General features: G+C 71.1%; 26 protein-coding genes and 1 pseudogene. 9 read left to right on the top strand and 18 right to left on the bottom strand.

Features of this window, described 5'->3' with window-relative positions; genetic code table 11:
* Positions 1-7: 7 nt before the first annotated feature.
* Both PD653B2_RS20590 and PD653B2_RS20585 read left to right on the top strand, forming a co-directional pair.
* A complete protein-coding gene (locus tag PD653B2_RS20590; protein WP_085874283.1) occupies positions 8-1,222 on the top strand; it encodes an aminomethyltransferase family protein in 1,215 nt (404 codons plus the stop codon).
* Positions 1,219-2,817, top strand: a complete 1,599-nt coding sequence (locus PD653B2_RS20585) for a phytoene desaturase family protein (protein ID WP_085874282.1) — start codon at positions 1,219-1,221, stop codon at positions 2,815-2,817. Before PD653B2_RS20590 ends, PD653B2_RS20585 begins: the two co-directional genes overlap by 4 nt.
* A 172-nt stretch (positions 2,818-2,989) precedes the next feature.
* Here the strand turns inward: PD653B2_RS20585 and PD653B2_RS20580 are convergent, their stop codons facing one another.
* Positions 2,990-3,367, bottom strand: coding sequence for a molybdopterin cofactor-binding domain-containing protein (locus PD653B2_RS20580; RefSeq protein ID WP_085874281.1), 378 nt, complete (start codon positions 3,365-3,367; stop codon positions 2,990-2,992).
* 24 nt (positions 3,368-3,391) lie between these two features.
* Between PD653B2_RS20580 and PD653B2_RS25190 the strand changes: the two genes are divergently transcribed.
* Complete coding sequence (locus PD653B2_RS25190) at positions 3,392-3,568, top strand: hypothetical protein (RefSeq protein ID WP_165763567.1); 177 nt, start codon at positions 3,392-3,394, stop codon at positions 3,566-3,568.
* 7 nt (positions 3,569-3,575) lie between these two features.
* Here the strand turns inward: PD653B2_RS25190 and PD653B2_RS20575 are convergent, their stop codons facing one another.
* The gene (locus PD653B2_RS20575; RefSeq protein ID WP_085874280.1) at positions 3,576-3,899 is read right to left on the bottom strand and encodes a plasmid stabilization protein; all 324 of its coding nucleotides are present in this window, start codon (positions 3,897-3,899) and stop codon (positions 3,576-3,578) included.
* A gap of 157 nt (positions 3,900-4,056) precedes the next feature.
* Here PD653B2_RS20575 and PD653B2_RS20570 point away from each other — a divergent pair, with 157 nt between their 5' ends.
* A complete protein-coding gene (locus PD653B2_RS20570) occupies positions 4,057-4,944 on the top strand; it encodes an alpha/beta hydrolase family protein (protein ID WP_165763566.1) in 888 nt (295 codons plus the stop codon).
* Positions 4,945-4,968: 24 nt separating this feature from the next.
* On the opposite strand, the gene PD653B2_RS20565 is transcribed toward PD653B2_RS20570, so the two are convergent.
* Positions 4,969-5,310 (bottom strand): DUF1801 domain-containing protein, encoded by a 342-nt coding sequence (locus PD653B2_RS20565; protein ID WP_085874278.1) that lies wholly within the window; start codon positions 5,308-5,310, stop codon positions 4,969-4,971.
* A 152-nt stretch (positions 5,311-5,462) separates the two neighbouring features.
* Here PD653B2_RS20565 and PD653B2_RS20560 point away from each other — a divergent pair, with 152 nt between their 5' ends.
* From PD653B2_RS20560 to PD653B2_RS25185, 3 genes are read left to right on the top strand one after another with little or no spacing between them, the layout of a single operon-like run.
* Positions 5,463-6,188, top strand: a complete 726-nt coding sequence (locus PD653B2_RS20560) for a hypothetical protein (protein WP_085874277.1) — start codon at positions 5,463-5,465, stop codon at positions 6,186-6,188.
* A 54-nt stretch (positions 6,189-6,242) separates the two neighbouring features.
* Positions 6,243-6,818 (top strand): RNA polymerase sigma factor, encoded by a 576-nt coding sequence (locus PD653B2_RS20555; protein ID WP_085874276.1) that lies wholly within the window; start codon positions 6,243-6,245, stop codon positions 6,816-6,818.
* Positions 6,815-7,690 carry a hypothetical protein gene (locus PD653B2_RS25185; RefSeq protein ID WP_085874275.1) on the top strand — a complete coding sequence of 292 codons (876 nt, stop codon included), beginning with the start codon at positions 6,815-6,817 and terminating at the stop codon, positions 7,688-7,690. The genes PD653B2_RS20555 and PD653B2_RS25185 overlap by 4 nt, the downstream gene beginning before the upstream one ends.
* Here PD653B2_RS25185 and PD653B2_RS24315 read toward each other — a convergent pair.
* From PD653B2_RS24315 to PD653B2_RS20535, 3 genes are read right to left on the bottom strand one after another with little or no spacing between them, the layout of a single operon-like run.
* The gene (locus PD653B2_RS24315; protein WP_089504032.1) at positions 7,665-8,447 is read right to left on the bottom strand and encodes a hypothetical protein; all 783 of its coding nucleotides are present in this window, start codon (positions 8,445-8,447) and stop codon (positions 7,665-7,667) included. The two genes, PD653B2_RS25185 and PD653B2_RS24315, sit on opposite strands and share 26 nt — an antisense overlap.
* A 5-nt stretch (positions 8,448-8,452) precedes the next feature.
* On the bottom strand, positions 8,453-9,328 hold the full coding sequence (locus tag PD653B2_RS20540) for an ABC transporter permease (protein ID WP_085874274.1): 876 nt from the start codon (positions 9,326-9,328) through the stop codon (positions 8,453-8,455).
* Positions 9,325-10,287, bottom strand: coding sequence for an ABC transporter ATP-binding protein (locus tag PD653B2_RS20535; protein ID WP_085874273.1), 963 nt, complete (start codon positions 10,285-10,287; stop codon positions 9,325-9,327). Before PD653B2_RS20535 ends, PD653B2_RS20540 begins: the two co-directional genes overlap by 4 nt.
* Before the next feature lie 95 nt (positions 10,288-10,382).
* Between PD653B2_RS20535 and PD653B2_RS20530 the strand changes: the two genes are divergently transcribed.
* Together PD653B2_RS20530 and PD653B2_RS20525 are read left to right on the top strand one after the other, a co-directional pair.
* The gene (locus PD653B2_RS20530; protein WP_085874272.1) at positions 10,383-11,069 is read left to right on the top strand and encodes a response regulator transcription factor; all 687 of its coding nucleotides are present in this window, start codon (positions 10,383-10,385) and stop codon (positions 11,067-11,069) included.
* On the top strand, positions 11,066-12,487 hold the full coding sequence (locus PD653B2_RS20525; RefSeq protein ID WP_242665370.1) for a sensor histidine kinase: 1,422 nt from the start codon (positions 11,066-11,068) through the stop codon (positions 12,485-12,487). The genes PD653B2_RS20530 and PD653B2_RS20525 overlap by 4 nt, the downstream gene beginning before the upstream one ends.
* A 171-nt stretch (positions 12,488-12,658) precedes the next feature.
* Here PD653B2_RS20525 and PD653B2_RS20520 read toward each other — a convergent pair whose 3' ends face one another.
* The 12 genes and pseudogenes from PD653B2_RS20520 to PD653B2_RS20465 form a co-directional block, all read right to left on the bottom strand.
* Positions 12,659-13,597 (bottom strand): magnesium transporter CorA family protein, encoded by a 939-nt coding sequence (locus tag PD653B2_RS20520; RefSeq protein WP_242665369.1) that lies wholly within the window; start codon positions 13,595-13,597, stop codon positions 12,659-12,661.
* A gap of 161 nt (positions 13,598-13,758) precedes the next feature.
* The gene (locus tag PD653B2_RS20515; protein WP_085874270.1) at positions 13,759-14,175 is read right to left on the bottom strand and encodes a YkvA family protein; all 417 of its coding nucleotides are present in this window, start codon (positions 14,173-14,175) and stop codon (positions 13,759-13,761) included.
* Positions 14,176-14,543: 368 nt separating this feature from the next.
* Positions 14,544-15,986, bottom strand: a pseudogene (locus tag PD653B2_RS25765) (aldehyde dehydrogenase).
* Positions 15,983-16,186, bottom strand: a complete 204-nt coding sequence (locus PD653B2_RS20505; RefSeq protein ID WP_207559270.1) for a tautomerase family protein — start codon at positions 16,184-16,186, stop codon at positions 15,983-15,985. The pseudogene PD653B2_RS25765 and the gene PD653B2_RS20505 overlap by 4 nt, the downstream one beginning before the upstream one ends.
* Before the next feature lie 10 nt (positions 16,187-16,196).
* On the bottom strand, positions 16,197-17,021 hold the full coding sequence (locus PD653B2_RS20500; protein ID WP_085874268.1) for a 2-keto-4-pentenoate hydratase: 825 nt from the start codon (positions 17,019-17,021) through the stop codon (positions 16,197-16,199).
* Positions 17,021-18,151, bottom strand: a complete 1,131-nt coding sequence (gene dmpG / locus PD653B2_RS20495; protein ID WP_085874295.1) for a 4-hydroxy-2-oxovalerate aldolase — start codon at positions 18,149-18,151, stop codon at positions 17,021-17,023. The genes PD653B2_RS20500 and dmpG overlap by 1 nt, the downstream gene beginning before the upstream one ends.
* Positions 18,152-18,162: 11 nt before the next feature.
* On the bottom strand, positions 18,163-19,158 hold the full coding sequence (locus PD653B2_RS20490) for an acetaldehyde dehydrogenase (acetylating) (protein ID WP_085874267.1): 996 nt from the start codon (positions 19,156-19,158) through the stop codon (positions 18,163-18,165).
* Between the two features lie 10 nt (positions 19,159-19,168).
* Positions 19,169-19,957 (bottom strand): 2-keto-4-pentenoate hydratase, encoded by a 789-nt coding sequence (locus PD653B2_RS20485; RefSeq protein ID WP_085874294.1) that lies wholly within the window; start codon positions 19,955-19,957, stop codon positions 19,169-19,171.
* A gap of 11 nt (positions 19,958-19,968) precedes the next feature.
* A complete protein-coding gene (locus tag PD653B2_RS20480) occupies positions 19,969-20,937 on the bottom strand; it encodes a PDR/VanB family oxidoreductase (protein ID WP_207559271.1) in 969 nt (322 codons plus the stop codon).
* Positions 20,930-21,595, bottom strand: a complete 666-nt coding sequence (locus PD653B2_RS20475) for an HAD-IA family hydrolase (RefSeq protein ID WP_085874266.1) — start codon at positions 21,593-21,595, stop codon at positions 20,930-20,932. The genes PD653B2_RS20480 and PD653B2_RS20475 overlap by 8 nt, the downstream gene beginning before the upstream one ends.
* Entirely contained in the window at positions 21,595-21,891 is a 297-nt protein-coding gene (locus PD653B2_RS20470; RefSeq protein ID WP_207559272.1) for a hypothetical protein, read from the bottom strand. The genes PD653B2_RS20475 and PD653B2_RS20470 overlap by 1 nt, the downstream gene beginning before the upstream one ends.
* A complete protein-coding gene (locus PD653B2_RS20465) occupies positions 21,884-23,140 on the bottom strand; it encodes an aromatic ring-hydroxylating dioxygenase subunit alpha (RefSeq protein ID WP_085874265.1) in 1,257 nt (418 codons plus the stop codon). Before PD653B2_RS20465 ends, PD653B2_RS20470 begins: the two co-directional genes overlap by 8 nt.
* Positions 23,141-23,178: the final 38 nt, after the last annotated feature.

Raw genomic sequence — 23,178 nt, 5'->3', positions numbered from 1 at the left:
GACCCCCATGATCAGGACGACGCCGTTCCACGAGCGGCTCAGCGAGCTCAACTCGCAGCACCTGTACACGCACTGGCAGGGTCAGCTGTCGCCGCTGCGCTACACCCACGCCCCGAAGCACGAGTACTTCGCCGTCCGCAACAGCGTGGGTGTCTTCGACACCTCACCGCTCTACAAGTACGCCGTGACCGGGCCGGACGCCGAGCGCCTGCTCGCGGGGTCGCTGGTGCGCGACATCCGGACGTGTCGTCCGGGTCGGGCGCACTACACGGCGTGGTGCGACGACCGGGGCTTCCTCATGCACGACGGGGTCGTGTTCCGGCACTCGGCCGACGAGTTCCTGCTCACCGCGGGGCGGCCTGCGCTGTCGTGGTTCCAGGAGCTGGCGACCGGGCTGCGGGTGCGGCTCGACGACGTCAGCGACGACTACGGGATGCTCGCCGTCCAGGGGCCGCGCTCGCGGGCCGTGCTGGCGTCGCTGATGCCCGAGGCCGAGGCCCTGGCGTACTTCGACCATGTGCCCGCCAAGGTCGCGGACGCGTCGATCACGCTGTCGCGCACCGGCTACACCGGCGACCTCGGCTTCGAGCTGATGGTCGCCGCCGACGACGCCACCGCGGTGCTCGACGCCGTCCTGGAGGCCGGCCGCCCGCACAGCATCCGGCCGTTCGGCGAGGAGGCGCTGATGACGCTGCGGATCGAGGCCGGCCTGCCGCTGGTCGACGTGGAGTGGCACGACGCACGGCTCACGCTGAGCGACGCCGACTGCGTGACGCCCCCGGAGCTCGGCCTCGGCTGGATGCTCCGCGGCGTCCGCGACGGGTCGCGCCGGTTCGTGGGCTCGGAGGCGATCCGCCGCGAGCTGGTCGACGGCACCTCGCGCTGGGCGACCACCGGCATCGTCGTCGACCCCCACGACTGGGACCGGCTCTACCGAGAGGCCGACCTGTTCCCGCCGAAGTCCGAGCACCCGTTGCCCTACGAGTCGATGCTCTATCACCACGAGGGGGTCGACGACGACCGCACGGAGGCCGGCTACTGCACGAGCTTCGTCTACTCCCCTGTCCTGCAGCGGCACATCGGCATCGCCCGGGTCCGGCCCGACCTCGCCGCGACCGGCACCGACCTCCGGCTGGAGCTCGCGGTCAACCACCACAACACGACGGTGCGGGTCACCACGACCCCGATGCCGTTCTTCGACCCGGAGAGGAAGAAGGCATGACCGGTCACACGTCGGGCCACGAGTACGACGCGATCGTCGTCGGCGGAGGCCACAACGGCCTGACCAACGCCGCCTACCTGGCCAAGGCCGGCCTCCGCACGCTGGTGCTGGAGGAGAACGACCTGGTGGGAGGGGCGGCGATCACCGAGGAGCTGATGCCCGGCTTCTCGTTCACCACGTTCTCCTACGCGCTCAGCCTGCTCCGGCCGGAGATCATCCACGAGCTCGACCTGGTGAAGCACGGCTTCCTGCCGCTGATGATGCCGTCGTCCTTCCACCCGACCGGCGACGGCGACTACCTGCTCTTCGGCGACGACCACGCCCAGAACCTCCAGGAGGTCCGCCGCCACTCCCCGCGCGACGCGGACGCCTACGAGCGCTACCACCGCGACCTCGACCGCGTGTGCCAGGCGATCCGGCCGCTCTTCGACCACGCGCCGCCCGACGTCTTCAGCAAGGACCCCGAGGACGAGGTCGACGTCAAGTGGCTGATGGACCACCTCGGCGGCATCGACCGCAAGACGATGCACGACGTCGTCCGCCTGCTCACGGGCAGCGCCGCCGACTGGCTCGACGACTACTTCGAGCACGAGGCGATCAAGGGCTACCACGCGTCCTCGTCGATCATCGGCTCCAAGGTCGGGCCGATGTCGCCCGGCTCCGGGCTGGTGCTGCTCTTCCACAAGATGGGCGAGCACGACGGCCACCTCGGCTCGTGGGCCTTCCACAAGGGAGGCAACGGCGGCTTCACCCAGGTGCTCGCCAGGGCGGCGCGGGCCTACGGCGCCGAGATCCGGCTCGGCGCCCAGGTCAGCTCGGTGCTGACCGACGGGGGCCGTGCCGTCGGGGTCGTGCTGGAGGACGGCACCGAGTTCCGGGCGCGGACCGTGGTGTCCGCGCTCGACCCGCGCCGTACGTTCCTCGACCTCGTCGACCCGCGCGAGCTCCCGCTCGACCTGGTCGACAACATCCGCCGGATGAAGTTCCGCGGCGTCTCGGCGAAGGTCAACTTCGCCCTCGACGGCCTCCCGGTCTTCCCCGCACTCCCCGACACCGTGGACCACTACGGCGGCTTCCTCAACATCGGCCCGACCATCGAGTACGTCGAGCGGGCCTTCGACGCCGCCAAGTACGGCTGGTACAGCGAGCGACCGTTCATCGACGCCGCGATCCAGTCGGTCGTCGACCCCGACATGGCCCCGCCCGGCAAGCACGTCATGTCCTGCTTCGTGCAGTACGCACCGTACGAGCTGCGCGGCAGCGACTGGGAGACGGAGCGGGAGAGCTTCGGCGACAAGGCGCAGGCGGTGCTGGAGTCGCACTTCCCGGGGTTCGGCGACCTGGTGCTGCACCGCGAGGTCGTCACCCCGGTCGACATCGAGACGCGCACCGGCCTGACCGAGGGCAACATCTTCGCCGGTGAGTTCCTGGCCCCGCAGATGTACTTCTTCCGCCCCGCCCCCGGCTGGAGCCGGTACGCCACCCCGATCGACGGCTACTACCAGTGCGGCTCGGGCACGCACCCCGGCGGCTGCGTGATCGGCGCCCCCGGCAAGCTGGCCAGCCAGCGGGTGCTGCGCGACCTGTCCCGCTGAGGAGCGACGGTTGCTGCAGGCCCTCAACGACACCGGCTTCACCATCCCGGCGCACGCCGTCCACCTCGCCCGGCTGCTCAGGGACGCTCCCTACCCGCCCGAGTAGGGCCCCACCACCAGGCGATGATCGAGTTCGACGGCAAGAAGATCCTGCCGGCGTTCGGCTGAGCGCTCAGCCGAGGAACAGGTCGGCCGTGATCGGCAGCGACCGCACCCGGACCCCGGTGGCGTGGAAGGTCGCGTTGGCGACCGCCGCGGCCGTCCCGACGATCCCGATCTCGCCGATGCCCCGCGAGCCCATCGGCGTGAAGACCTCGTCGGACTCCTCCAGCCACTCCGCGTCGACGTCGAGGACGTCGGCGTGGCTCGCGACGTGGTACGTCGCGAGGTCCTGGGTGACGACGTGCCCGAACCGCGGGTCGCGGTAGGACTCCTCGAACAGGCCCGCGGACAGGCCCATCACCAGCCCGCCGATGAACTGCGAACGCGCGGTCATCGGGTTGATCACGCGGCCGACGGAGTAGACGCCGTGCAGGCGGGGCACCCGGATCTCCCCCGTCCACCGCTACCGGGCATGTCAGCACACATCAAGAAGTCCGTGGAGACCCACCGTCCGGTCGAGGCCGAGGGTGTCCCGGCCGAGGAGGCCATGAACACCGCAGACGTCGGCGAGCGGGTCGACCTGGACCCGGAGAAGCAGACCAACCTCAACGACCCGCGACCCGAGCGGCCGGTCCCGGACGACGACTGACCAGACGTCAGCGCCCGACGGCCTTCTCCAGCGCCGCCTTGTCCATCTTCGAACGACCCTTGACGCCTCGACGACGCGCCTCCTCGTAGAGCTGCGCCTTGGTGCGGCCGCCCGGACCGCTGTGCGACCGCAGGCCCCCGCGCCGGCCTGAGGAGATGTCGTCCGTCGAGCTCCGGCTGCTCTCCGTGGCCTCCCCGGCGCGCGCCCGCTCCTTGTTCACCGTGCGGGCAGCGATCTCCTCGGCGGTGTCCTCCGAGCGCCCCCGCTCCTCCAGGCCCTCCTTGATGTGCTCGTACTGACGTTCCCGCTTCTCACTCCACGCCTTCGGCATCTCACGACTCCTTCCGCGTCGATGGCTTCTCCGGTGTCCGTACCCACGATCGCCTCGGAGATGAGCCCGAGGTCCGGCCGATGCTCTCGCCGTTCGGGACGTAGGACCCTGCCGACCCGCGCCGTTCGCGCGGAGACTGGAGCGAGAGGTGATGCCGATGTCTCCCACGGCCGCTCGACACCGCCGCCTGGGTGTGGCGGCAGTCATCACGATGCTCCTGGCCCTGCTGGTGTCGTGCGCAGGCTCGGACAGCCCGACCACCCGGGGCCTGTCGTCCGACGCGCGCCCGTCGACGACGGTCGAGTACGCGTCGGGGTTGAGTGAGGACATCTATCTCCCCGCGGGCAAGGGCCGGGTGCCGCTGGTCGTCCTGGTGCCCGGAGGCTCGTGGACGACGGCCGACCCGACCGGCCTGGCCGGGCTCGCCGCGGCCCTCGCGGAGGCGGGTGTCGCCGCGGCGCCCACGCACATCAGGGCGGCGGACGACGGCGTGGTCTATCCCGCGCCCGTCGAGGACGTGCTCTGCGCGGTGGCCGCCGCGGCCGAGCGCCTCCACTCGCGCGGCTTCGTGCCCGACCCGGTGGCGGTACTCGGGCACTCGTCGGGCGCACACCTCGCCGCGCTCGCCGTGCTGGCGGTCGACGACTACTCGCCCGACTGCGGATCCCCTCCGGTGACACCCGACGCCCTCGTCGGGCTCAGCGGACCGTACGACATCAGCCAGCTCCCCGACGTCGCAGCGTCCCTCCTGGGCACCAGCCCGGACGACGACCCGGCCGCCTGGGCGAGCGCGAACCCCGTGGCGCGCGCCGCTCTGCGACCCGACGTCCCGGTGCTGCTGATCCACGGGGAGGACGACACGACCGTGGCACCCGCCTTCACGTCGCAGTTCGCCCAGGCCCTGGAGGATGCCGGGCATCCCACCACCGTGCAGATGGTCCCGGGGGCCGATCACCAGACCATCTACCGGGGCGATGTCGCGAGCGACCGCGTTGCGCAGTGGCTGCTGGCCCTTCCCCGTGCGAGCGACAAGCCTCGCTCATGACGGGTCTCGGGCGGATCGGTCGGGTCAGGACCGGTTGTGGGCGACCGCTTCCTGGATCAGGGCGACGAACGCGCCGTCGTCGACCGTCTCGTCCTCGCGGATGTCGATCGCACGGCGGGTCCCGGCGTCCAGGCTCGCGTTGAACAGGCCGGCCGGGTCGTCCAGCGAGGCACCGCGGGCGAAGGTGAGCTTCACCTTGTCCCGGTAGGTCTCGATCGTGCAGACCAGGCCGTCACAGGAGAAGGTCGGCACCCCGTCGGGATTGGAGGCCTTGCGCCACTTGGCTTCCTCCACCATCTCCGGCTCGGCACCCAGGATCAGGGACCGCAGCCTCTCGACCGTTGCGGTCCGCCAGTCGTCGCTCACGCGGAGACCCTACGCTCCTGCCGCGGCGGATCCATGCCGCGGAGCGGGCGTCCCGCAAGGATTTCGTCGCGAACCCGTATCCCCCGTGCCGGTGCGGACGATCTACCCGGTGAGCGCGCTGACGCACAGCGCCCACCGAGAGGATCCGCACCATGACCTTCTTCGAGCACCGCCGCGGCGTGGCCGCCGTCGCCGCCGGCCTGGCCGCCGTCGCCGCCCCCCTCGCGCTGGGCAGCCCCAGCTCCGCCGGCACCAGCCGGGACTGGGACCGCGACGGGATGCCGAACCGGTGGGAGATCTCCCACCACCTGGATCCCCACCATGCCAACGCCCGCGCGGACGCGGACAAGGACGGCCTCCGCAACCTCGCGGAGTACCGGCACCACCTGGATCCCCGCGACCAGGACACCGACGGCGACGGTGACGACGACGGCGACGAGGTCACCGACGGCAGCGCCGCCACCGACCCGAGCGACGCCGACACCGACGACGACGGCACGCCGGACGGCGACGAGGACGGCGACCACGACGAGGTGGACAACGAGGACGAGGACGACGCCACGGAGCCCTGCGCCGCCGACGACCAGGACGCCGACTCCGACGGCGTGGCCGACGAGGACGAGAACGAGAACGGCACGGACCCCGCGGAGGCCGACTCCGACGACGACGGCACGCCGGACGGCGACGAGGACGGCGACCACGACGGCACGCAGAACGAGGACGAGGACGACGACGCGAACGACAGCTGCTCGACCTCGGACGAGGGTGAGGACGACGACGACCAGGGCGAGCCGGGCGACAACCGGTCGGCGACGACCACGAGCGCCCGCACCGATGCGAGCGCATCGGGCAGGACCGTCTGGTACGTCGTTGGCTGAGCAGGCAGGTCCGCCGACCCGTCGCGCGTGGTGATCACTGCACAATGAGGGGCCGTGGACTTCGACGAACTGCTGCGTGAGGCACGGCTCGGCGAGGGTCAAGCCTTTGCCGAGCTGTGGCGCCGGCACGCCCCGCGCGTGGCGGGGTTCGTCCGTGCCGGCGGCGCCAGGGACGTGGAGGAGATCACCAGCGACGTGTTCACGGCGGCGTTCGGGGGAATCGGGCGCTTCGAGGGCGACGAAGCCGGCTTCGTCGCCCTGCTGATGACCATCGCCCGACGCCGGGTCATCGACGAGCGCCGGCGTCGTCACCGCCGGGTCGCGATCGAGCCCTGGCAGCACGACCGCGACGTCACCGCGGCCGGCAGCGTCGAGGACGACGCCGTCGCCCGGGTCTCCGTGGGCGAGCTCGCCGAGCACCTGGCTCGCCTGACTCAGGACCAGCGCGAGGTGGTCCTGCTGCGGCTGGTCGGCGATCTCTCCCTGGAGCAGACGGCGACCGTGATGGGCAAGCGGGTCGGCACCGTCAAGTCCCTGCAGCGCCGCGGCCTCGACGCACTGCGCCGCTCGCTCGCCGCCCACCCCCAGGTCACCCGACCCGCCGTTCCCGAGAGGAAGCCGACGTCATGACGTCACTGCTCACGCACGACCAGGCCGAGGCCGTCATCGCCGACGCCCGCGGCCGCGGTCCGGGCGCCGCGACGTCCCGTCCCGAGGGCGATCTCCGTGAGCTCACCGATGCCCTGGCGGCGTTGCGGACCGCCCTGGTGGACGCACCCGCGCCCGCACCGTCCCTCGAGCTGGGCTCCTGGTTGGCACCCGGGCGGCGCTCCCCCGGGCCGCGGCCACGGCCGGTGGCCTGGTGGCGCCGGGCCACGCGGACCTTCCTCGGGTTGGGGCTCGGCGTCCAGATCGCGATCGGCGTCGGAGCCGGGGCCGCGGTAGCCGGCATCGGGATCGCGCACCACCACGGCCTGTTGCCGGGCTCGGGCGACCCGGACCCCCAGCCACGGCACGAGCCGCTCCGCCCCCAGCCCGCGCACCCGCGGCACCAGCTGAGCACACGGCCGCACCCCGGGTCACCCATCCCGACGTCCACCCCGACGTCCACCCCGGCGTCCACCCCGAGATCCACCGCGCCGGCGCCCGCCGCACCGTCCCCCTCGGCGCAGCCCGACCCGACCGAGCCGCCCGCCGCGCCCGCTCACGAGCACGAGCACGACGGCACCGGCCCGGAGCCGGAGGACCAGCCGTCCGGAAGTGGCGGGTCGGACGACCAGGCCGACGACCAGGCCGACGACCAGGGTGACGACCAGGGTGACGACCACGCCGGCGACCCGTCCGAAGGCGAGCCCACCGACGACCCGGGCGACGAGGTCGACGAGCCGGACGGACCCGAGGAGCCGGAGGCGTCCGAGGGGCCGGGCGGGTCCGGCGAGCACGAAGACCCGCCCATCTCCGGGACCGGAGCCGAGGTCACGGCGCCTGGACCGGGAGGGTGACCGGGCTCGTCGGTCCGGCACCGGTCGTCAGGTGCACGGTGAAGGTGACCTCGGTGGCGCCGGGCGGGACAGCGGTGGGGAGGGGCAGCGTCGCGGTCGCCTCCTCCGCCAGGTCGATCGGCATGCTCCCGAGCTCCTGGCCTCCCGCGACGGCGACGACCGTCCCTGCGCAGCCCTTCTCGCCGGTGCCGCACGTGACCTGGAGGCCGGCCTTCCCGTCGGCGTCGGGGGTGACGGTGGTGCTGGCGACGCTGAGCAGCGAGGGGAACACGATCCCGGTGGGGGTGTCGTCGCCGTTCGGGTCGAAGCACCCGTCGAACTCGAAGACGGGGTTGGTGACCTCGCGCCCGTGGGCGTCGGTCATGGTGAGGAACCCGGTCAGCTTGCTGGGCCCGCCCGCCGTGTAGCAGTCGTTGCTGTGCACGTTGAGCTCGAACTTGCCGTACCCCTCCGGCGGCATGGGCACCTCGGGGTCGGTCCAGCTCACGAGGCAGACCCAGTCGCCGCCCGGGCCTACGTCCTTGTTCTCGGCGCCGGCCTTGTCGCACATGCTCGTGGCGTGCAGCGACGAGGCGGTGATGTCGCGGCCCTCGATGCGGGCCTGGTCGACGTACAGGTTGGCGAAGGTGGTGGTCAGCGACCGCTCGAGGCGGGGCCTGGTGACGGTGCTGCTGTCGCCGCTGGTGGCGACGACGGCCGAGCCGAGGGCGATGACCGCCACGAGAGCGGCGAGGACGACGAGGATGGTTCGACGCATGGGGTTCAGCCTCCAGTGATGTCGCGTCGGCGGAGCAGGACGAAGGCAGCGCCCAGGCACACGGCGCACCAGACGGCGCTGGTGAGCAGCCCGTCGGTCAGCGGCCCGGTGAACCGGGGGTCGGCGAGCAGGCCGTGCCAGGCCTCGAACGGGGTCGTGAGCAGGAACGGGCGGATCGGCTCGACGCCGCCGAGGGCGCCGACCAGCTGCATCACCATGCCGATCACGACCGGTGCGGCGATGCCGACCGCGGGGTTGCGGGACCACACCGAGAGCAGGATGGCCAGGCAGGTGAACCCGAGCATCGGGGGCAGCATGGTCGCCCAGCTGAGGGCCACGAGCCGCAGTGCCTCGGCGGCCGGGATGGTCTGTCCGGAGAGCCCGATCAGGGGTTGGTGCCCGACGACGAGCAGGCTCGAGGCGATGGTGGCGGCCGCGAGGACGACCAGGACGAGGACGGCGAAGCCGGCGGCGGTGACCGCTTTGGCCGCGAAGAGGCTGCCCCTGCTGGTGGAGCGCGTGAGCACGGTCTTCCAGGTGCCGTGTTGGTCCTCGCTGGCGAAGATGTCGCCGGCCACGACCGCCGTGAGGAGCGGCAGGACCCACTGTGCCGCGAAGCCGAGGACGAGTAGGGCGATCGCGTAGCCGTTCACGGTGGCGAACCGGCCGAAGAGCGTGTCCTTCGGGGGACGCGACTGGCCGTGGATGACCACCACGACGATGATCGGGAGCAGGACGGCCCCGATGAGCACGGCCTTCGCGCGGTACTGGGCGCGAAGCTTGCGCACCTCCCACCGCAGCGGTGCGAGGAGGCCGGGACGGCGGTCGGTCCTGGAGGTGGTGTCACCCGGGGTGACGGGCGCGGTGGTCGCCGTGCTCACCGGGCGGCCTTCGTGAGCTCGACCGGCCGGTCGAGGGTCTGATGGGTGGAGTCGTCGGTGAGCATGAAGAACAGTGCCTCCAGCGGCGTCTGGGTCGGGTTGAACGCGAGCAGGTCGATCCCGGCGCGCACGAGCCCCGAGACGAACGTCGAGACGTCCTCCCGGCGGCCGGTCACGACCAGGGCTGCCTCGGGGTCGCGCACGACCTGCAGGGCGGGGTGCTCCTCGGCGAGGGCGAGTGCGCGGGTGTCGTCGGTCGTGGCGAGGAGGTAGCCGGGGTCGGGTGCCATCGTCCGCAGCTCGGAGATGGTGCCGTGGAAGGCGACGGTCCCGCGCTTCATGATGGTGACGTTGTCGCAGATCTCCTCGACCTCGTCCATGTCGTGTGAGCTGAGGAGCACCGTCAGCCCGCTCGCGGCGAGCCGCTTGACCAGCGCACGCATGTCGCGGATACCGGCGGGGTCCAGACCGTTGGCCGGCTCGTCGAGGACGAGCAGGCGGGGCTCGCGCAGGAGGCTCGCAGCCACCCCGAGGCGCTGGCGCATCCCGTAGGAGTAGCCACCCACCTTCTGGTCGGCGCGGTCGGTCATCTCGACCAGCGCGAGCACCTCCTCCAGGAGGCCGGGGCGGACGCCGCCGTCGAGGAGCGCGAGGCCCTCGAGGTTCTGCCGGCCGGTCAGGTAGGGGTAGAACCTCGGGCTCTCGATGAAACCGCCGACGCCGTCCAGCACGCCGACGCCGTCGTCGTCCCAGGTCTTCCCGAGCACGCTGATCGTGCCGGCGTCGGGCCGGATGAGCCCGAACAGCATGCGGAGGAACGTCGTCTTCCCGGCCCCGTTGGGGCCGAGGACGCCGTACACCTCCCCCGCGGCCACCCGGACGGAGACGTCGTCCACCGCGCGGACCGCTCCGAAGGTCTTCGTGACGCCCGTGGCGTCGACCGCCAGTAGATCGCTCATGTGGCGCACCGTAGAAGGAGCGACATGAAGGGACGATGAACCCGGTCCCGAGGGTGCAAGGTGGACTCGTCGACAACCGCGGAGGAGGGACGAGAGTGCGGATCTTGGTCGCCGAGGACGATCGCCGGCTCGCCGACCTCCTGGAGCAGTCCCTGGGCGAAGCCGGCTGGGACGTCGAGGTGGTCCACGACGGCACGGCGGCGTACGGCCGGGCGCTTCCCGACGGGCTGCCGTACGACGTGCTGCTGCTCGACTGGATGCTTCCCGGCATGGACGGGCTCGCGGTGTGTCGTCGTCTTCGTGGTCTCGGGGTGGTCACGCCGGTGCTGATGCTCACGGCCCGGGGTGACGTTCGTGACCGCATCGACGGTCTCGACGCCGGCGCCGACGACTACCTGCCCAAGCCCTTCGACCTCGACGAGCTGTTGGCCCGGCTGCGGGCGCTCGTCCGGCGCTCGACGTACGGCGAGGGGACCGTGGTCGAGGTCGGCGACCTCGTCGTCGACCCGGCCGGACGTCTCGTCTGGCGTGCCGGGACCCCCATCGAGCTCTCGGCCCGTGAGTTCGACATCCTCCACCTCCTCGTCGCACGGACGGGCCAGGTCGTCAGCCGCTACACGATCCTCGACGAGGTCTGGGACGGCGAGACCGATCTCCACAGCAACGTGATCGACGTGCACCTGGCATCGATCCGCGCGAAGATCGACCGCCCGTTCGGGACCACCACCATCACCACCGTCCGTGGCGCCGGCTACCGAGTCGATCCCGGGCCGACGCGGTGAGCCGGCTGCCGCTGCGGGTGCGGCTGGTGGCCGGGTTCGTGGTCGCCATGCTCGTGCTGCTCGGCGCGGCCGGGGCGTTCGTCTACTGGAGGGTCGAGTACGCCCTGGACCGCGGGCTCGACACCGAGCTCGACCAGGCCACCGCCGTCATCACCCCGCTGGTGGACGCCTCGGGTCGGGTCGCCTCCCCCGCCGCCGCGGATGCCACCGGCGCCGGTTGGCAGGTCCTCGGCAGCAACGGGCAGCTGCTGGACTCCGGCGGGACCGCGCCCACCACCTCGCTGGTCCCGGCGGCCGACCTCGACGAGGTCGGGTCCGGGCCGATCACGAAGGACATCGGCCGGCTCCTCCCCGTCGCTGACCAGCCCTACCGGGTCCAGATCACCGCGCTCGACCCCACCGGTCCCTACCTGGTCGTGGGAGTCCGGCGCGACCATCGCGACGAAGCTCTCCGTGAGCTTCTCCTCCAGCTCTCCCTCGCAGGACTGGGGGCGCTCGTCGTGGCCGCCGTCGTCGGTGACCTGCTTGCCCGGGCCGCGCTGCGCCCGGTCGAGCGCTACCGCCGCCGGGCGGCGGAGATCGCGGGCGGCGCGGATGGCCTGCGCCTCGACGTACCGGCCGGCCGCGACGACGAGGTCACCCGCCTCGGCCACACCCTCAACGACATGCTCAGCGCCCTCGAGCGCTCCCTCGAGCACGAACGCCGGTTCGTCAACGACGCCAGCCACGAGCTCCGCACCCCCCTGACGCTGCTCACCAGCCGGATCCAGCTCGCCCGCCGCCGCAGCCGCACGACCCAGGAGCACGAGGCAGTCCTCGACGAGCTCGCCGTCGACGTCGCCCGCCTCACCGACCTGGCCGGACAGCTGCTCGAGCTCGGCGCCCCCGACGACGCGCGCGCCGAGGACACCGATGTCACCCAGGTCGTCCGGGACGTCCTCGCCCGACGGCGTCTCGCTCAGCCCGGCGGTGCCGACCACCCGGACGTCGACCTGCCTTCGGCCGACGCGCGTGCCGCCGTCGACTCGCACACGCTCGAACGCATCCTCACCAACCTCGTCGACAACGCCTACCTGCACGGCTCCCCGCCCGTCCAGGTGCGGGTCCGCGTCGTGCCGGGGTGGACCGTGATCGAGGTCCGCGACGCGGGGCCGGGCATGCCCCCGGCACTGATGACCCGGGCGACGGAACGGTTCACCCGCGCCGCGGAAGCCCGGTCCCGGCCCGGCGCCGGCCTGGGGCTGTCGATCGTCGAACAGCTGGCTCGCCGAGCCGGCGGAGAGCTGCGGCTCTGCTACCAGGAGCACCACTCCCGCCACGGCCCCCCGACATCGGTCGTCCGCTGCGACCACTCGACCTCGATGACCGCGACCGTGATCCTGCCGCGACCGGGGCTGCGGGCGCAGTCACCGGGGTGACCCGGCACGTCGTCCCGACGGCGTACGACGAGCTGATGCCGGCCAGGATGCGCAGCGACGGCCACTCTGGTCGTGCACCGCGTTCGCGACCACCGGCCCACCGCAGGGCCGACGTCACCTACCCGTCGCGCTCTCCGAGACGGGGTGCGACACTGCCATCGGACGCGTCCCTCAGAGCCAGTCCTTGCGCTTGAACGTGATGAAGAGGGCGCCGGAGAGGGCGACGATGAGGGCCTTCGACGTGAGGAAGCCCGAACCGTTGGCGAAGCCGGGGTAGGGGACGTTCTGGCCGTAGAAGCCGGTGATCGCGGTGGGGACTGCGATGATCGCGGCCCAGCTGGTGACCTTCTTGGTGATGATGTTGAGCCGGTTCCCCTGGATCGTCAGGTTCGTCTCGAGGATCGTGTTGACGAGGTCTCGGAGGCTCTCGGTCCACTCGGTGGCGCGCAGGACGTGGTCGTAGACGTCTTGGTAGTACGGCATGAGCTCCTCGGTGACCAAGCCGACGTCGCGCCGCATCAGGGTGTTGACGACCTCTCGCATGGGAAGCACCACCCGACGCACCTTGACCAGGCTCTTGCGCAGCTCGAAGCTGCGGCGCTGGACGTCCTGGTCGTGTGGGCGGTCGTCGAAGAGGAGGTCCTCGAGCTGTTCGATCTGGTCGTCGAGCGACTCCACCGCCTCGAAGTGCCCGTCCACCACGAAGTCCAGCAGGCCGTGCACGAGGGCGCCGACGCCGTACTTGGTCAGGTCGACGTCGTCGTCCCAGCGACTCACCAGCCCGGTGATGGAGAACGAGTCGTCGCGGCGCACCGTGATGAGCGCAGCCCGGGTGATGAACGCCGCGATCTCGGCGGTGACCAGCTCGCCGGACTCGACGTCGAGGCGCACCGAGTAGGCGCTGAGGAAGTCGTGCCCCGCATAGCAGTCGACCTTGGGTCGTTGGTGGCCCTGGGTCGCGTCCTCGACGGCCAGGCGGTGCAGCCCCAGCTCGTCCGCCACCAGCTGGAGGTCCGCCGCATCAGGTGCACACAGGTCCACCCAGACCACGGCCGAGTCGTCGCGGAGATGCTCCGCGACGTCGGCCAGCGCGAAGTCCTCATCCGTCAAGACCCCGTTGCGGTAACAGCGAGTCCGTGGCACCCCGTCAGTATCCGGCATCGCCCCTGCGGGCAAGGGACCTCGGCCGGCTCCCGGCACCTCCCCAGCCGGCACCGCGGCGGGTCCGGCGGACCGGATGACTCCGCGGAGCAGGCCCGACCGGTTCGTCGTCAGGTGTTCGACGACGACGACGGCGCCCGCCCCGGGCCGAGGAGGCGTTCGAGGAGCGTCGGGTCGCTCGGCCAGGCGGCGAGGAGGGTGTCGCGCGGGATGCTGCGCGCCGCGTAGCGCAGCAGCAGGATCACGGCCACCACGTCGTCGAGCGGCCCGATCACCGGGAGGAACTCCGGCAGGAGATCGATCGGCGACACGACCCACAGCACCGCCACGAGCAGGGCGACCTTCGCGCGACGCGGCACCGCCGGATCCTTCCGCAGGGTGCGCGCCGTCGAGACGCAGGACGGGAGGAACTCGGCGACCTGGCGCATCAACCCGTCCGGGAGCCGCGATGCGACGAGCACCATCACCAGGCAACTCATCGCCCACAGCGCCAGCCCGGCGGCAGCCAGGAGAAGGACCCGCTCCATCTCTCAGACCGTAGCCGACCGGCGCACGTGCACACCGCGTCACGGTCGCTCGTCACGAGCTGGTGGCCGCGTCGCGGACGAGCACGCAGAGCCCCGGAAGACAGGGACCAAAGTCCCTTGTCCCGGCCCAGGGCCGGGCGTAGAACTGTTCTCACGAACCCCCGCAAGGGGGATCGGGACGACTCGGAAGAGAAGGTCCACACGGAGGGGTGACCCTCCGCGGCGGCAAGGTGACGAGGCCGCCGGGACCGGAGGAGAAGAGTCGCCGATCGGGAGCGTCACCGGTACCGACCACCAGAAGGGCCCTTGCGACTCATACTCTCGAGGGCCCTTCGCCGATGTGGGGCACCGACGCGCTGCGCTGACTCCTACCGATCGATCTGCATCACGATCGCCTTCGGCTCGGTGAAGAACTCTCGGCTGAAGTTGCCACCTTCGCGTCCGACGCCCGAGTCGCCGACGCCACCGAAGGGCGTGCGCAGGTCGCGGATGAAGAAGCAGTTCACCCAGACGGTCCCGGCTCGCAGCCGAGACGCCACCCGGTGTGCGCGCGAGAGGTTCTCGGTGAAGAGCATGGCGTTCAGGCCGTAGCGGGTGTCGTTGGCGAGACCCACCACCTCGTCCTCCGACTCGAAACGGTTGACGACACACACCGGCCCGAAGATCTCCTCGCAGTACGCCGCAGCCGTGAGCGGCAGATCGGTGACGATCGTAGGTCTGACGAGCCACCGGCCGTCCTCGTCGACCCCGCCGGTCAGGATCTTCCCCCCCTCGAGGTCGACCCCGTCGACGTACGACGACACCTTCTCGAAGTGCTTCTTGCTGGCCAGGCTGGCGAATCGTGTCCCCGGGTCGAACGGGTCACCGATCGGGAGTGCCTCGGCGGCCGCCACGAACAGCGCCATGAACTCGTCATAGATGCCGGAGGCCACGTAGAGCCGGGAGCCCGCCAGGCAGACCTGACCGGAGTTGCGGAAGATGGCCTCCACGGTCCAGCGCACCGCGTTGCCGAGATCGGCGTCCTCGAAGACGATGTTGGCCCCTTTGCCGCCGAGCTCCAGGGAGACCGGCGCCAGATGGGCGGCGGCTGCCGCCATCACCCGCTTCCCCGTCGCCGACGACCCGGTGAACGTCACCCGGTCGACGCGGTCGTCCGCCACCAGAGCCGCACCCGCCGGGTCGCCGTGTCCGTTGAGCACGTTGATGACGCCCGGCGGGAGCCCCGCCTCCGTCGCGAGCCTGCCCATGAGAGTGACCGAGGCCGGGGTGTCCTCCGAAGGCTTGATGATGCAGGTGTTGCCCTAGGCGATCGCCGGCGCCACCTTCCAGCTCGCCATCATCAGCGGGAAGTTCCAGGGGCTGATGGCAGCGACGACGCCGGCCGGTCCGTACTCGCTGTAGGAGTGGTGCCCGGAGTCCATCGGGTAGACCTCGCCGCAGTGGTCGCGCTGGTGGTCGGCGAAGAACCGGAAGTTCCACACCGACCGGGCCACGTCGTGCTGTGCCTGGGCGAACGGCTTGGCCATGTTCCGCGTGTCCAGGGCGGCCAGATCGTCTGCTCGCTCCTCCAGGAGGTCGGCGAGGCGGTGGATGGCCGCCGCACGCTCGGCGCGCCCCATCCGCGGCCACGGGCCCTCGTCGAACGCCCGTCGTGAGCTCTCCACCGCGCGGGCTGCGTCGTCGGGCCCGCCCTCCGCAGCCTCGGCCCACACCTCCCGCGTCCAGGGGTTCCACACCTCGAACGTGGAGCCGTCGACCGACGGTGTCTCCTCCCCGTCGATGACGTGCCCGAAGAACTCCAGGTCGCTCATGGCGCATCCCCTTCGCGCGTTGCTCTCTCGGCGATCGTCACGTCACCGGCCGCCCAGTGCGTGGCAGGAACCTCTCGGACGACGACCCGCACGTTCTCCAGCGGCGCGCCCACCGCCTCGCAGGCCGCCCGGGTGAGGCCGCTGATCAGGGCCCGCAGCTGCTCGGCCGTGCGCCCCTCCACCAGGGTCACTTCGATCATGGGCATCGCGTCAGACCTTCCCGCCGTTGAGGAACACCGAACCGAGATGGGTGAAGTGCATCGCGATCGAGGAACCCGGGGGCGCGAACACCGCGTCGGTCATGCCGCCGGTGAGGACGATCCAGCCCGGCTCGATCGCGTGCCCACGACGGGCGAGATCGTTGGCTGCCAGGGCCAGCGCTTCGCCGGGGTGTCCCTGGACCGCTGCGCCGGTGGCCGAGTCGACGACCACGCCGTCCACCTCGACCAGCACGGCCTCGAGGGACAGGTCCAGCTCGGACGGCGGCAGCCCGATCGGTCCGGTCACGAACGCTCCCGAGGACGCGTTGTCGGCTGCGACGTCACCGGCCGTGAACCGGAAGTCGCGGTAGCGGGAGTCGATGATCTCCGCGCCTCCCCAGACCGACTCGACGCACGACATGGCCTGGGCACAGCTCACCCCGGGGCCCGCCAGCCGGTCCCCCATCACGAAGACGAGCTCGGGCTCGGCCCGCGGGTGGATCAGCCGCGACTGCGGCACCGGGTCGCCGACCGGCAGGATCATCGCGTCCGTCAACCAGGCGACGAACGGGAAGTGCACCCCCATGCGCTGCTGCTTCGCGCGACTGGTCAGACCGAGCTTGATCCCGACCAGCGTCTCGCCGCGCTCGAGTCGCTTGCGCAGGTTGACGTCCTGGATCTCATACCCGGTGTCGAGGTCGAGCCCGGGCCACTCGTCGGTGAACGGCGGCCGCTCGATCCGCTCGTCCTCGCACCTCAGCAGCTCGGCCGCCGCGGTCTCGACGTCCCAGCCGCCGGGCGGCGCCGGCGCCGGTCCTCCGGTCCCGGCGGCCATCAGCGGACCCCCACCGCGGCCAGGTCACCGAGCGACTGCTCCTCGGCCAGCTGCAGCGCGATGTCGATGATCATGTCCTCCTGGCCGCCGACGTACCCGTGCTCGCCGACGCGTTGCAGGATCGCGTGCGCCGGCACGGCGTACCGCTCCGCGGCGCGTTCGGCGTGCAGCAGGAACGACGAGTAGACCCCCGCGTAGCCCTGGGTGATCGAGGAACGATCCATCCAGGGCAGTCGCGGGATGAACGGACGCACGACCTCCTCGGCGGCCGACAGCACCTCCCCCAGGTCGACACCGGTCCTGATCCCCAACCGTTCGAAGGTGGCGGCGAGCACCTCGGTGGGAGAGTTCCCCGCACCCGCCCCGAGCGCGCACAGCGCACCGTCGATCTGCTTCGCGCCCGCCTGGTAGGCCAGGACGGAGTTCGCCACACCCATGCTCAGGTTCTGGTGGCCGTGGAAGCCGACCTGGGCACCGTCGCGGCCGATCTCGTCGACGACGGCCTGGATCCGCTCCTGGGCGTCGGAGAGCACGAGGGCGCCCGCGGAGTCGACGACGTAGACGCACTGGGCTCCGGCGTCGACCATGGTGCGGGCATTCTCGGCCAGCACCTCGGGGGAAGCCCGGTGCGCGAGCATCAGGAACCCCACGGTCTCCATGCCGAGGGACCGCGCCTCCCCGAAGTGCTGGATGGACACGTCCGCCTCGGTGCAGTGGGTGGCGATCCGGGCCACCGAGGCGCCCACCGCCTGGGCCCGCTTCAGGTGCTTGACGGTGGCCAGGCCGGGCAGCATCAGGATCGCGATCTTGGCCCGGGCGGCCTCGTCCACCGCGGCGGCGATGAGGTCGAGCTCGTCGACCAGGCTGAACCCGTAGTTGAAGCTCGAGCCGCCGAGCCCGTCACCGTGGCTCACCTCGATCACCTGCACGCCGGCGCGGTCCAACGCGGAGACGACACCACGCACCTGCGCCTCGGTGAACTGGTGGCTCATCGCGTGGGAGCCGTCTCGCAGCGTGGAGTCGGTGATCCGCAGGTCCGTCGGACCGCCGGCGGAGCCCACGTGCTCGAGGACCTCGGTCTCGGTCACCTCGCGGCCGACGACCGGGAGGTCCTCCGGCCGGATCGTCATGTCGCCCACGGTCAGACACCTGCCTTCTCGGGTGCGGTCGTGTCGGACGCCGGATCGCCCAGCTCGGCTGTGGACTTCCACGACGTCGCGGTGCCCAGCCGGTGGGCGACGAGCAGGTCGCCGACGCGTGCCGCGGCCGCGGTGATGATGTCGAGGTTCCCTGCGTAGTCGGGCAGGTAGTCACCGCTGCCCCTGACCTCGATGGGGACGAACACCCGTGCCTGGCCGCTCCAGGCGGGCCGGGCGGGGTCGAACTGGGGGTCCGACCGGAGCTGGTAGCCGGCGACGTACTCCTGGACGTTGCGCACCATCGCGTGGATCGACTCGAGGATCCGGTCCTGGAGGGCGCCGGGCTCCCCCGCCTCCTCCGGGATCGCGCAGAAGACGGAGTTGCGCATCATCAAGGGCGGCTCGACCGGGTTGAGGATGATGATCGCCTTGCCCCGTTCGGCACCGCCGATCTCCTCGACGGCGGCGGCCGTGGTCTCGGTGAACTCGTCGATGTTGGCCCGGGTGCCCGGCCCGGCCGAGCGGCTGGAGACGGAGGCCACGATCTCGGCGTACGGCACCGGGACGACCGAGGACACCGCGTTCACCATCGGCACGGTGGCCTGGCCGCCGCAGGTGATCATGTTGACGTTCGTCGCGTCGAGGTTGAAGGACAGGTTGACCGGCGGGCACAGGTAGGGGCCGACGGCGGCCGGCGTGAGGTCGACCGCCAGGATGCCGGCTTCGGCGTAGCGGGGAGCGTTGGCCACGTGTGCCTTGGCCGAGGTGGCCTCGAAGACGATGTCGGGCAGCTCGTCTCGGGACAGCAGCCAGTCGACACCTCCTGCGCTGGTCTCCAGGCCCAGTCGCCGGGCCCGGGTGAGGCCGTCGGAGGTGGGGTCGACCCCCACCATGTACCGGGGTTCGATGATCTCGCTGCGACGGATCAGCTTGAACATCAGGTCGGTCCCGATGTTGCCGGGCCCGACGATCGCCGCAGAAGCCTTGGTCCTGGTCATGTCAGTCCTCTCAGTTCTCCGCGAACCGGGCGGTGACGCTGCCGAGTCCGCTGAAGCGCGCCGTGACGGTGTCGCCCGGGGAGATGGCCACCATGGCGCACACGGCGCCGGGCAGCACCACGTGGCCCGGCTCGAGCGTCACCCCCCGAGCACCCACCGTGTTGGCGAGCCAGACCAGGGAGGACATCGGGGACCCGAGCACGGCGCCCCCCGCCCCCGTGCCCACGACGACCCCGTTGCGGGTCATCACCGCTCCCACGAGGCGCAGGTCGAGCTCGTGGAGCGGTGTCGGCGTCGAACCCAGGACGACGCCGCCGGAGCTGGCGTTGTCGGCGACCGTGTCGAAGAGCCCGATCTTCCAGTCCTCGACCCGGCTGTCGACGATCTCCAGCGCCGGCAGCACGAAGTCGACGGCGGCGATCGCCTCCTGGACCGTCACGCCCGGCCCGCGAAGCGGCGCCTTGAGGATGAACGCGACCTCCGGCTCGATCCGGGGCTGGAGGAACCCGTCCATGGGGATGGGCTCGTGCTCGAGGTGGAAGAAGTCGTCGAGCAGGTGGCCGAAGTCGGGCTCGCCGACCCCGAGCAGACGCTGCATCGCGGCGCTGGTCAGCCCCACCTTGTGGCCCTTGACCGAGCGACCACCGGCGAGGCGGTCCTCGACCTGGAGGAGCTGGATCGCGTAGGCGTCCTCCAGGGACATGCTCTCGTAGGTCGAGGTGAGCGGGGCGATCGGCCGGCCCGTGGCGTAGGCGTCGAGCAGCAGCCGAGCGGCCTCGACCCGGGTCGAATCGTCCATGGCACCGTCCGTCACAGGTCCAGCTCCAGACGGTCGCAGATCGGCTTCGAGCAGCAGATCATCATCTTGTCCATGGCCGCCTGCTCCTTCCTGGTCAGCACCAGGTCCTGGTGGTCGACGGTCCCGGACAGCACCGAGGTGACGCAAGACCCGCAGATCCCGTCACGGCAGTCGTTCTCGACCTCGATCCCCAGGGCCAGGACGGTCTCGAGGATGTTGGCGTCGGGAGCCATCCGCAGGCTGTGCCCCGATCGCGCCAACACCAGCTCATAGCTGTCGCCGTCGAGCGGCACGGGCTGCCTGGGCTCCACACCGGTCCTGCTGAACAGCTCGAACCGCACCAGGTCCTGGTCTGGCCCGTGCGCGGCTTCGGCCGCCACCTGCACCGCCTGCAGCAGCGCAAGGGGTCCGCACACGTAGATGAGGCCGCCGTCCGGCAGCTGCTTGACGACGGTGTCGAGATCCGGCCTGCCGTCGCGGTCCTCGGCGAGGAACGTCACCCGGTCACCGAGCAGGCGCAACCGCTCCCCGAACGCCATCGACGCCTCGGTGCGCCCGCCGTAGGTGAGCCGGAACGGACGGCCTTCCCGGTCGAGGTGCTCGGCGAACGCCATGATCGGCGTGATCCCGACACCGCCGGCGACCAGCGCGTGGTAGGGCGCCTCCTCGAGCGCGAAGCTCTGCTTCGGCCGGGTCACCAGCAGCCGGTCGCCCACCCGGAGCTCGTCGTGGATGAAGGCAGAGCCGCCGCGACCCTGAGGTTCTCGCAGCACGGCGATCTGCCAGGACGAGAGGTCGCGCGGATCGCCGCACAGGGAGTACTGCCGCGTCGTCCCGTCCGGCACGTACACGTCGATGTGGGCGCCGGGGTCCCACGCCGGCAACGGCTTGTTGCCCTCGATCCTGGACAGTCGCAGGGAGAGCACCCCCTCGGCCTCCAGGGTCATCTGCGTGACCCGCAGCTCGCGCTGCTCAACCACCGGGCACCTCAGGGGGCAGGCCGAGCAGCTTGCGGACCTCCGAGAAGGACCTGTCGGGGTCGACGACGTCGAACCACACCGACGGGATCCCGAGGGCCTCGGCACCGCGGATGTTGGTGGCCTGGTCGTCGAGGAAGACCATGTCGCCGTAGGGGACCCCGAGCCGCTCGGACAGCAGCTCGTAGAGCCGGGGCGCGGGTTTCAGGTGCCCCTCGACGGACCCGTCGACGACCACGTCCACGTCGCCCACGATCTCGATCTTCTCGATCCAGTCATCGGAGTGAAAGGCCCGGAGGTCGTTGGTCAGGATCCCGACCGGGAGCCCGGCCGCCCGCGCGTCCCGGACCAGGCTGCGGGCCTGTTCGCGCACCAGCTCGGGTCGCGGAGGGTTGTAGAGGTGCGCGATCATCGCCCGGATGTCGGGCTCATGGCCCCCCTCCTCGTGCCACTGCTCCGCCCGGGCGGCCCAGTAGGCACGCTCGGTGATCCGCCCCTCCTGCAGGTCCTCCCACACCGGGTCGGGCTTCTCCGGAGTGGCCAGCGGGCCACGGAGGTGGAGCAGCCCGTACGCCGGCGTGCCCGGCTCGTCCGCGACGAGCTCGAAGGGGGTCAGCAGCACCGGGCCGCCGAAGTCCAGCACCAGGGCAGGCGACGTCATCAGTGCTCCGGCTCCTCGATGGTTGCGCGGGAGAACAGCACGACGTTGCCGGTCCAGCGGCACTCGGCGCACCAGGTCAGGAAGATCCGGTCCTCGCCGCTCCACCACTCCGAGATCAGGCCCCGCTCCAGCGAGGCCGAGCACTGCGGGCAGAACTTCGGCCGGTCGAGCAGATGGTGGGCCGCGTCGGACGCGAACCAGTCACCCGGTGGCGGCAGGCGATGCGGATCGGGAGGGAGCTGCGGCATCGGCCCGTGGTGGGCCGCACGCCGTGCCTCCTCGTGGATGTCACGCACCGGACCCGGCCTTCTCGCGTGCCGCTGCCGCGTCGCGGTGCAGCGCGAGCAGCTGCTCGCGGATCGGGCTGTACTTCATCGAGCCGCCGTTGATCCACTGGTCGGTGAACGCCGTGCCCGCACCGAACTTGTCCTTCTCGCAGGGCAGGTCGATCACGTCGTGCTTCCGGCGCACGACGCCGGGCGGGTCCTCCCCGTCCTCGACGGCGGCCATCGCCTCCTTGAACATCTTTCGCAGCATGGCGACGCCCTGGTCCGAGCGGCCGAGATGCTCCTGCGTGCGGTCGGTGATCGCACCCTGGGAGACCCAGGCCATCACGTCCTGGCCCTCGACGTAGTCGGTGATGAACTCGCCGTTCGCGTCGATCCACTCGTACTCGTAGACGACGGGGCGGTCCTGCTTCTCCCAGGTGCCGCCCTCGGGGTGGTGGAGGGAGTAGAAGAGCTTCCACGTCGTGGTGTCGTCGATCGGGACCCGGATCTGCATCTGGTCGATCCACTGACCCCCGACCCGCATGCCGTAGGGGAACATCAGCGGGTGACCGACGGCCCAGTCGTCGTCGGACTCCGAGTGGCCCTCGAGCACCCGGCGCTTGATGATGCCGTACTCGAACTCGTCGAAGGACACCTTCATGTGCTTCTTCTGGAACGACTTGGGCGCCTCGAAACCTTGGGTCTGCCCGAGGAACTCGAAGTAGGCACCGTGCAACCACTCGACGTGGTGCGGGTCGACCGAGTTCTCCATGATCTGGAACCAGTTGCACGGCAGCGTCGCCACGCCGACGTCGCGGATGCCGTCGAGGACGTAGACGTCGAAGCGGGGCAGCTCCGGCACCGGCGCGGGCCCGACGTAGACCCAGACCATCCCGCCCATGGTCTGGGCGGAGCCCGCCTTGGCCTTGATCTTGTCTCGGAACGTGGTGCTGTCGTTCTCGGCCGGCTGCTCGACGCACTGCCCGTCGAAGTCGTACTTCCAGCCGTGGTAGCCACACCGGATGCCGTCCTCGTGCACGACGCCGTACGTGAGTGACGCCCGGCGGTGCGGGCACGCCTCGCCGATGATCCCGTACCTGCCGGACGGGGTCTTGTAGAGCGTCCAGTTCTCGCCCAGCAACCGCACGGTCTTGCTGGGCCTCGTGTCGAAGTCCTGCTCGAACGCGATGGGGTACCAGTAGCGGCGCAGCAGCTCGCCCATGCGAGTGCCGGGACCGACGCTCGTCAGTTCTTCGTTCTGCTCGACCGTGAGCATGACGTGTCTCCTTCTCCAGGAATCGTGGCTGTGGGCGG

This window comes from Nocardioides sp. PD653-B2 (assembly GCF_002117935.1).
In the GTDB taxonomy this organism is placed as follows: Bacteria; Actinomycetota; Actinomycetes; order Propionibacteriales; family Nocardioidaceae; genus Nocardioides.
Note: the sequence above shows the minus strand (reverse complement) of the source record. Positions and strands in the feature narration are given on the sequence as shown.

Excerpts from the sequence above, each read along its gene's own strand:
- PD653B2_RS20590 (WP_085874283.1), top strand. The coding sequence starts at position 8 with ATGATCAGGACGACGCCGTTCCACGAGCGGCTCAGCGAGCTCAACTCG.
- PD653B2_RS20490 (WP_085874267.1), bottom strand. The coding sequence starts at position 19,158 with ATGACCAGGACCAAGGCTTCTGCGGCGATCGTCGGGCCCGGCAACATC.
- PD653B2_RS20500 (WP_085874268.1), bottom strand. The coding sequence starts at position 17,021 with ATGGCCGCCGGGACCGGAGGACCGGCGCCGGCGCCGCCCGGCGGCTGG.
- PD653B2_RS20515 (WP_085874270.1), bottom strand. The coding sequence starts at position 14,175 with ATGGAGCGGGTCCTTCTCCTGGCTGCCGCCGGGCTGGCGCTGTGGGCG.
- PD653B2_RS24315 (WP_089504032.1), bottom strand. The coding sequence starts at position 8,447 with ATGCGTCGAACCATCCTCGTCGTCCTCGCCGCTCTCGTGGCGGTCATC.
- PD653B2_RS20535 (WP_085874273.1), bottom strand. The coding sequence starts at position 10,287 with ATGAGCGATCTACTGGCGGTCGACGCCACGGGCGTCACGAAGACCTTC.
- PD653B2_RS20575 (WP_085874280.1), bottom strand. The coding sequence starts at position 3,899 with ATGCCGAAGGCGTGGAGTGAGAAGCGGGAACGTCAGTACGAGCACATC.
- PD653B2_RS20570 (WP_165763566.1), top strand. The coding sequence starts at position 4,057 with ATGTCTCCCACGGCCGCTCGACACCGCCGCCTGGGTGTGGCGGCAGTC.
- PD653B2_RS20475 (WP_085874266.1), bottom strand. The coding sequence starts at position 21,595 with ATGACGTCGCCTGCCCTGGTGCTGGACTTCGGCGGCCCGGTGCTGCTG.
- PD653B2_RS20505 (WP_207559270.1), bottom strand. The coding sequence starts at position 16,186 with ATGATCGAAGTGACCCTGGTGGAGGGGCGCACGGCCGAGCAGCTGCGG.
- dmpG (WP_085874295.1), bottom strand. The coding sequence starts at position 18,151 with ATGACGATCCGGCCGGAGGACCTCCCGGTCGTCGGCCGCGAGGTGACC.
- PD653B2_RS20485 (WP_085874294.1), bottom strand. The coding sequence starts at position 19,957 with ATGGACGATTCGACCCGGGTCGAGGCCGCTCGGCTGCTGCTCGACGCC.
- PD653B2_RS20560 (WP_085874277.1), top strand. The coding sequence starts at position 5,463 with ATGACCTTCTTCGAGCACCGCCGCGGCGTGGCCGCCGTCGCCGCCGGC.
- PD653B2_RS25190 (WP_165763567.1), top strand. The coding sequence starts at position 3,392 with ATGTCAGCACACATCAAGAAGTCCGTGGAGACCCACCGTCCGGTCGAG.
- PD653B2_RS20465 (WP_085874265.1), bottom strand. The coding sequence starts at position 23,140 with ATGCTCACGGTCGAGCAGAACGAAGAACTGACGAGCGTCGGTCCCGGC.
- PD653B2_RS20585 (WP_085874282.1), top strand. The coding sequence starts at position 1,219 with ATGACCGGTCACACGTCGGGCCACGAGTACGACGCGATCGTCGTCGGC.
- PD653B2_RS25185 (WP_085874275.1), top strand. The coding sequence starts at position 6,815 with ATGACGTCACTGCTCACGCACGACCAGGCCGAGGCCGTCATCGCCGAC.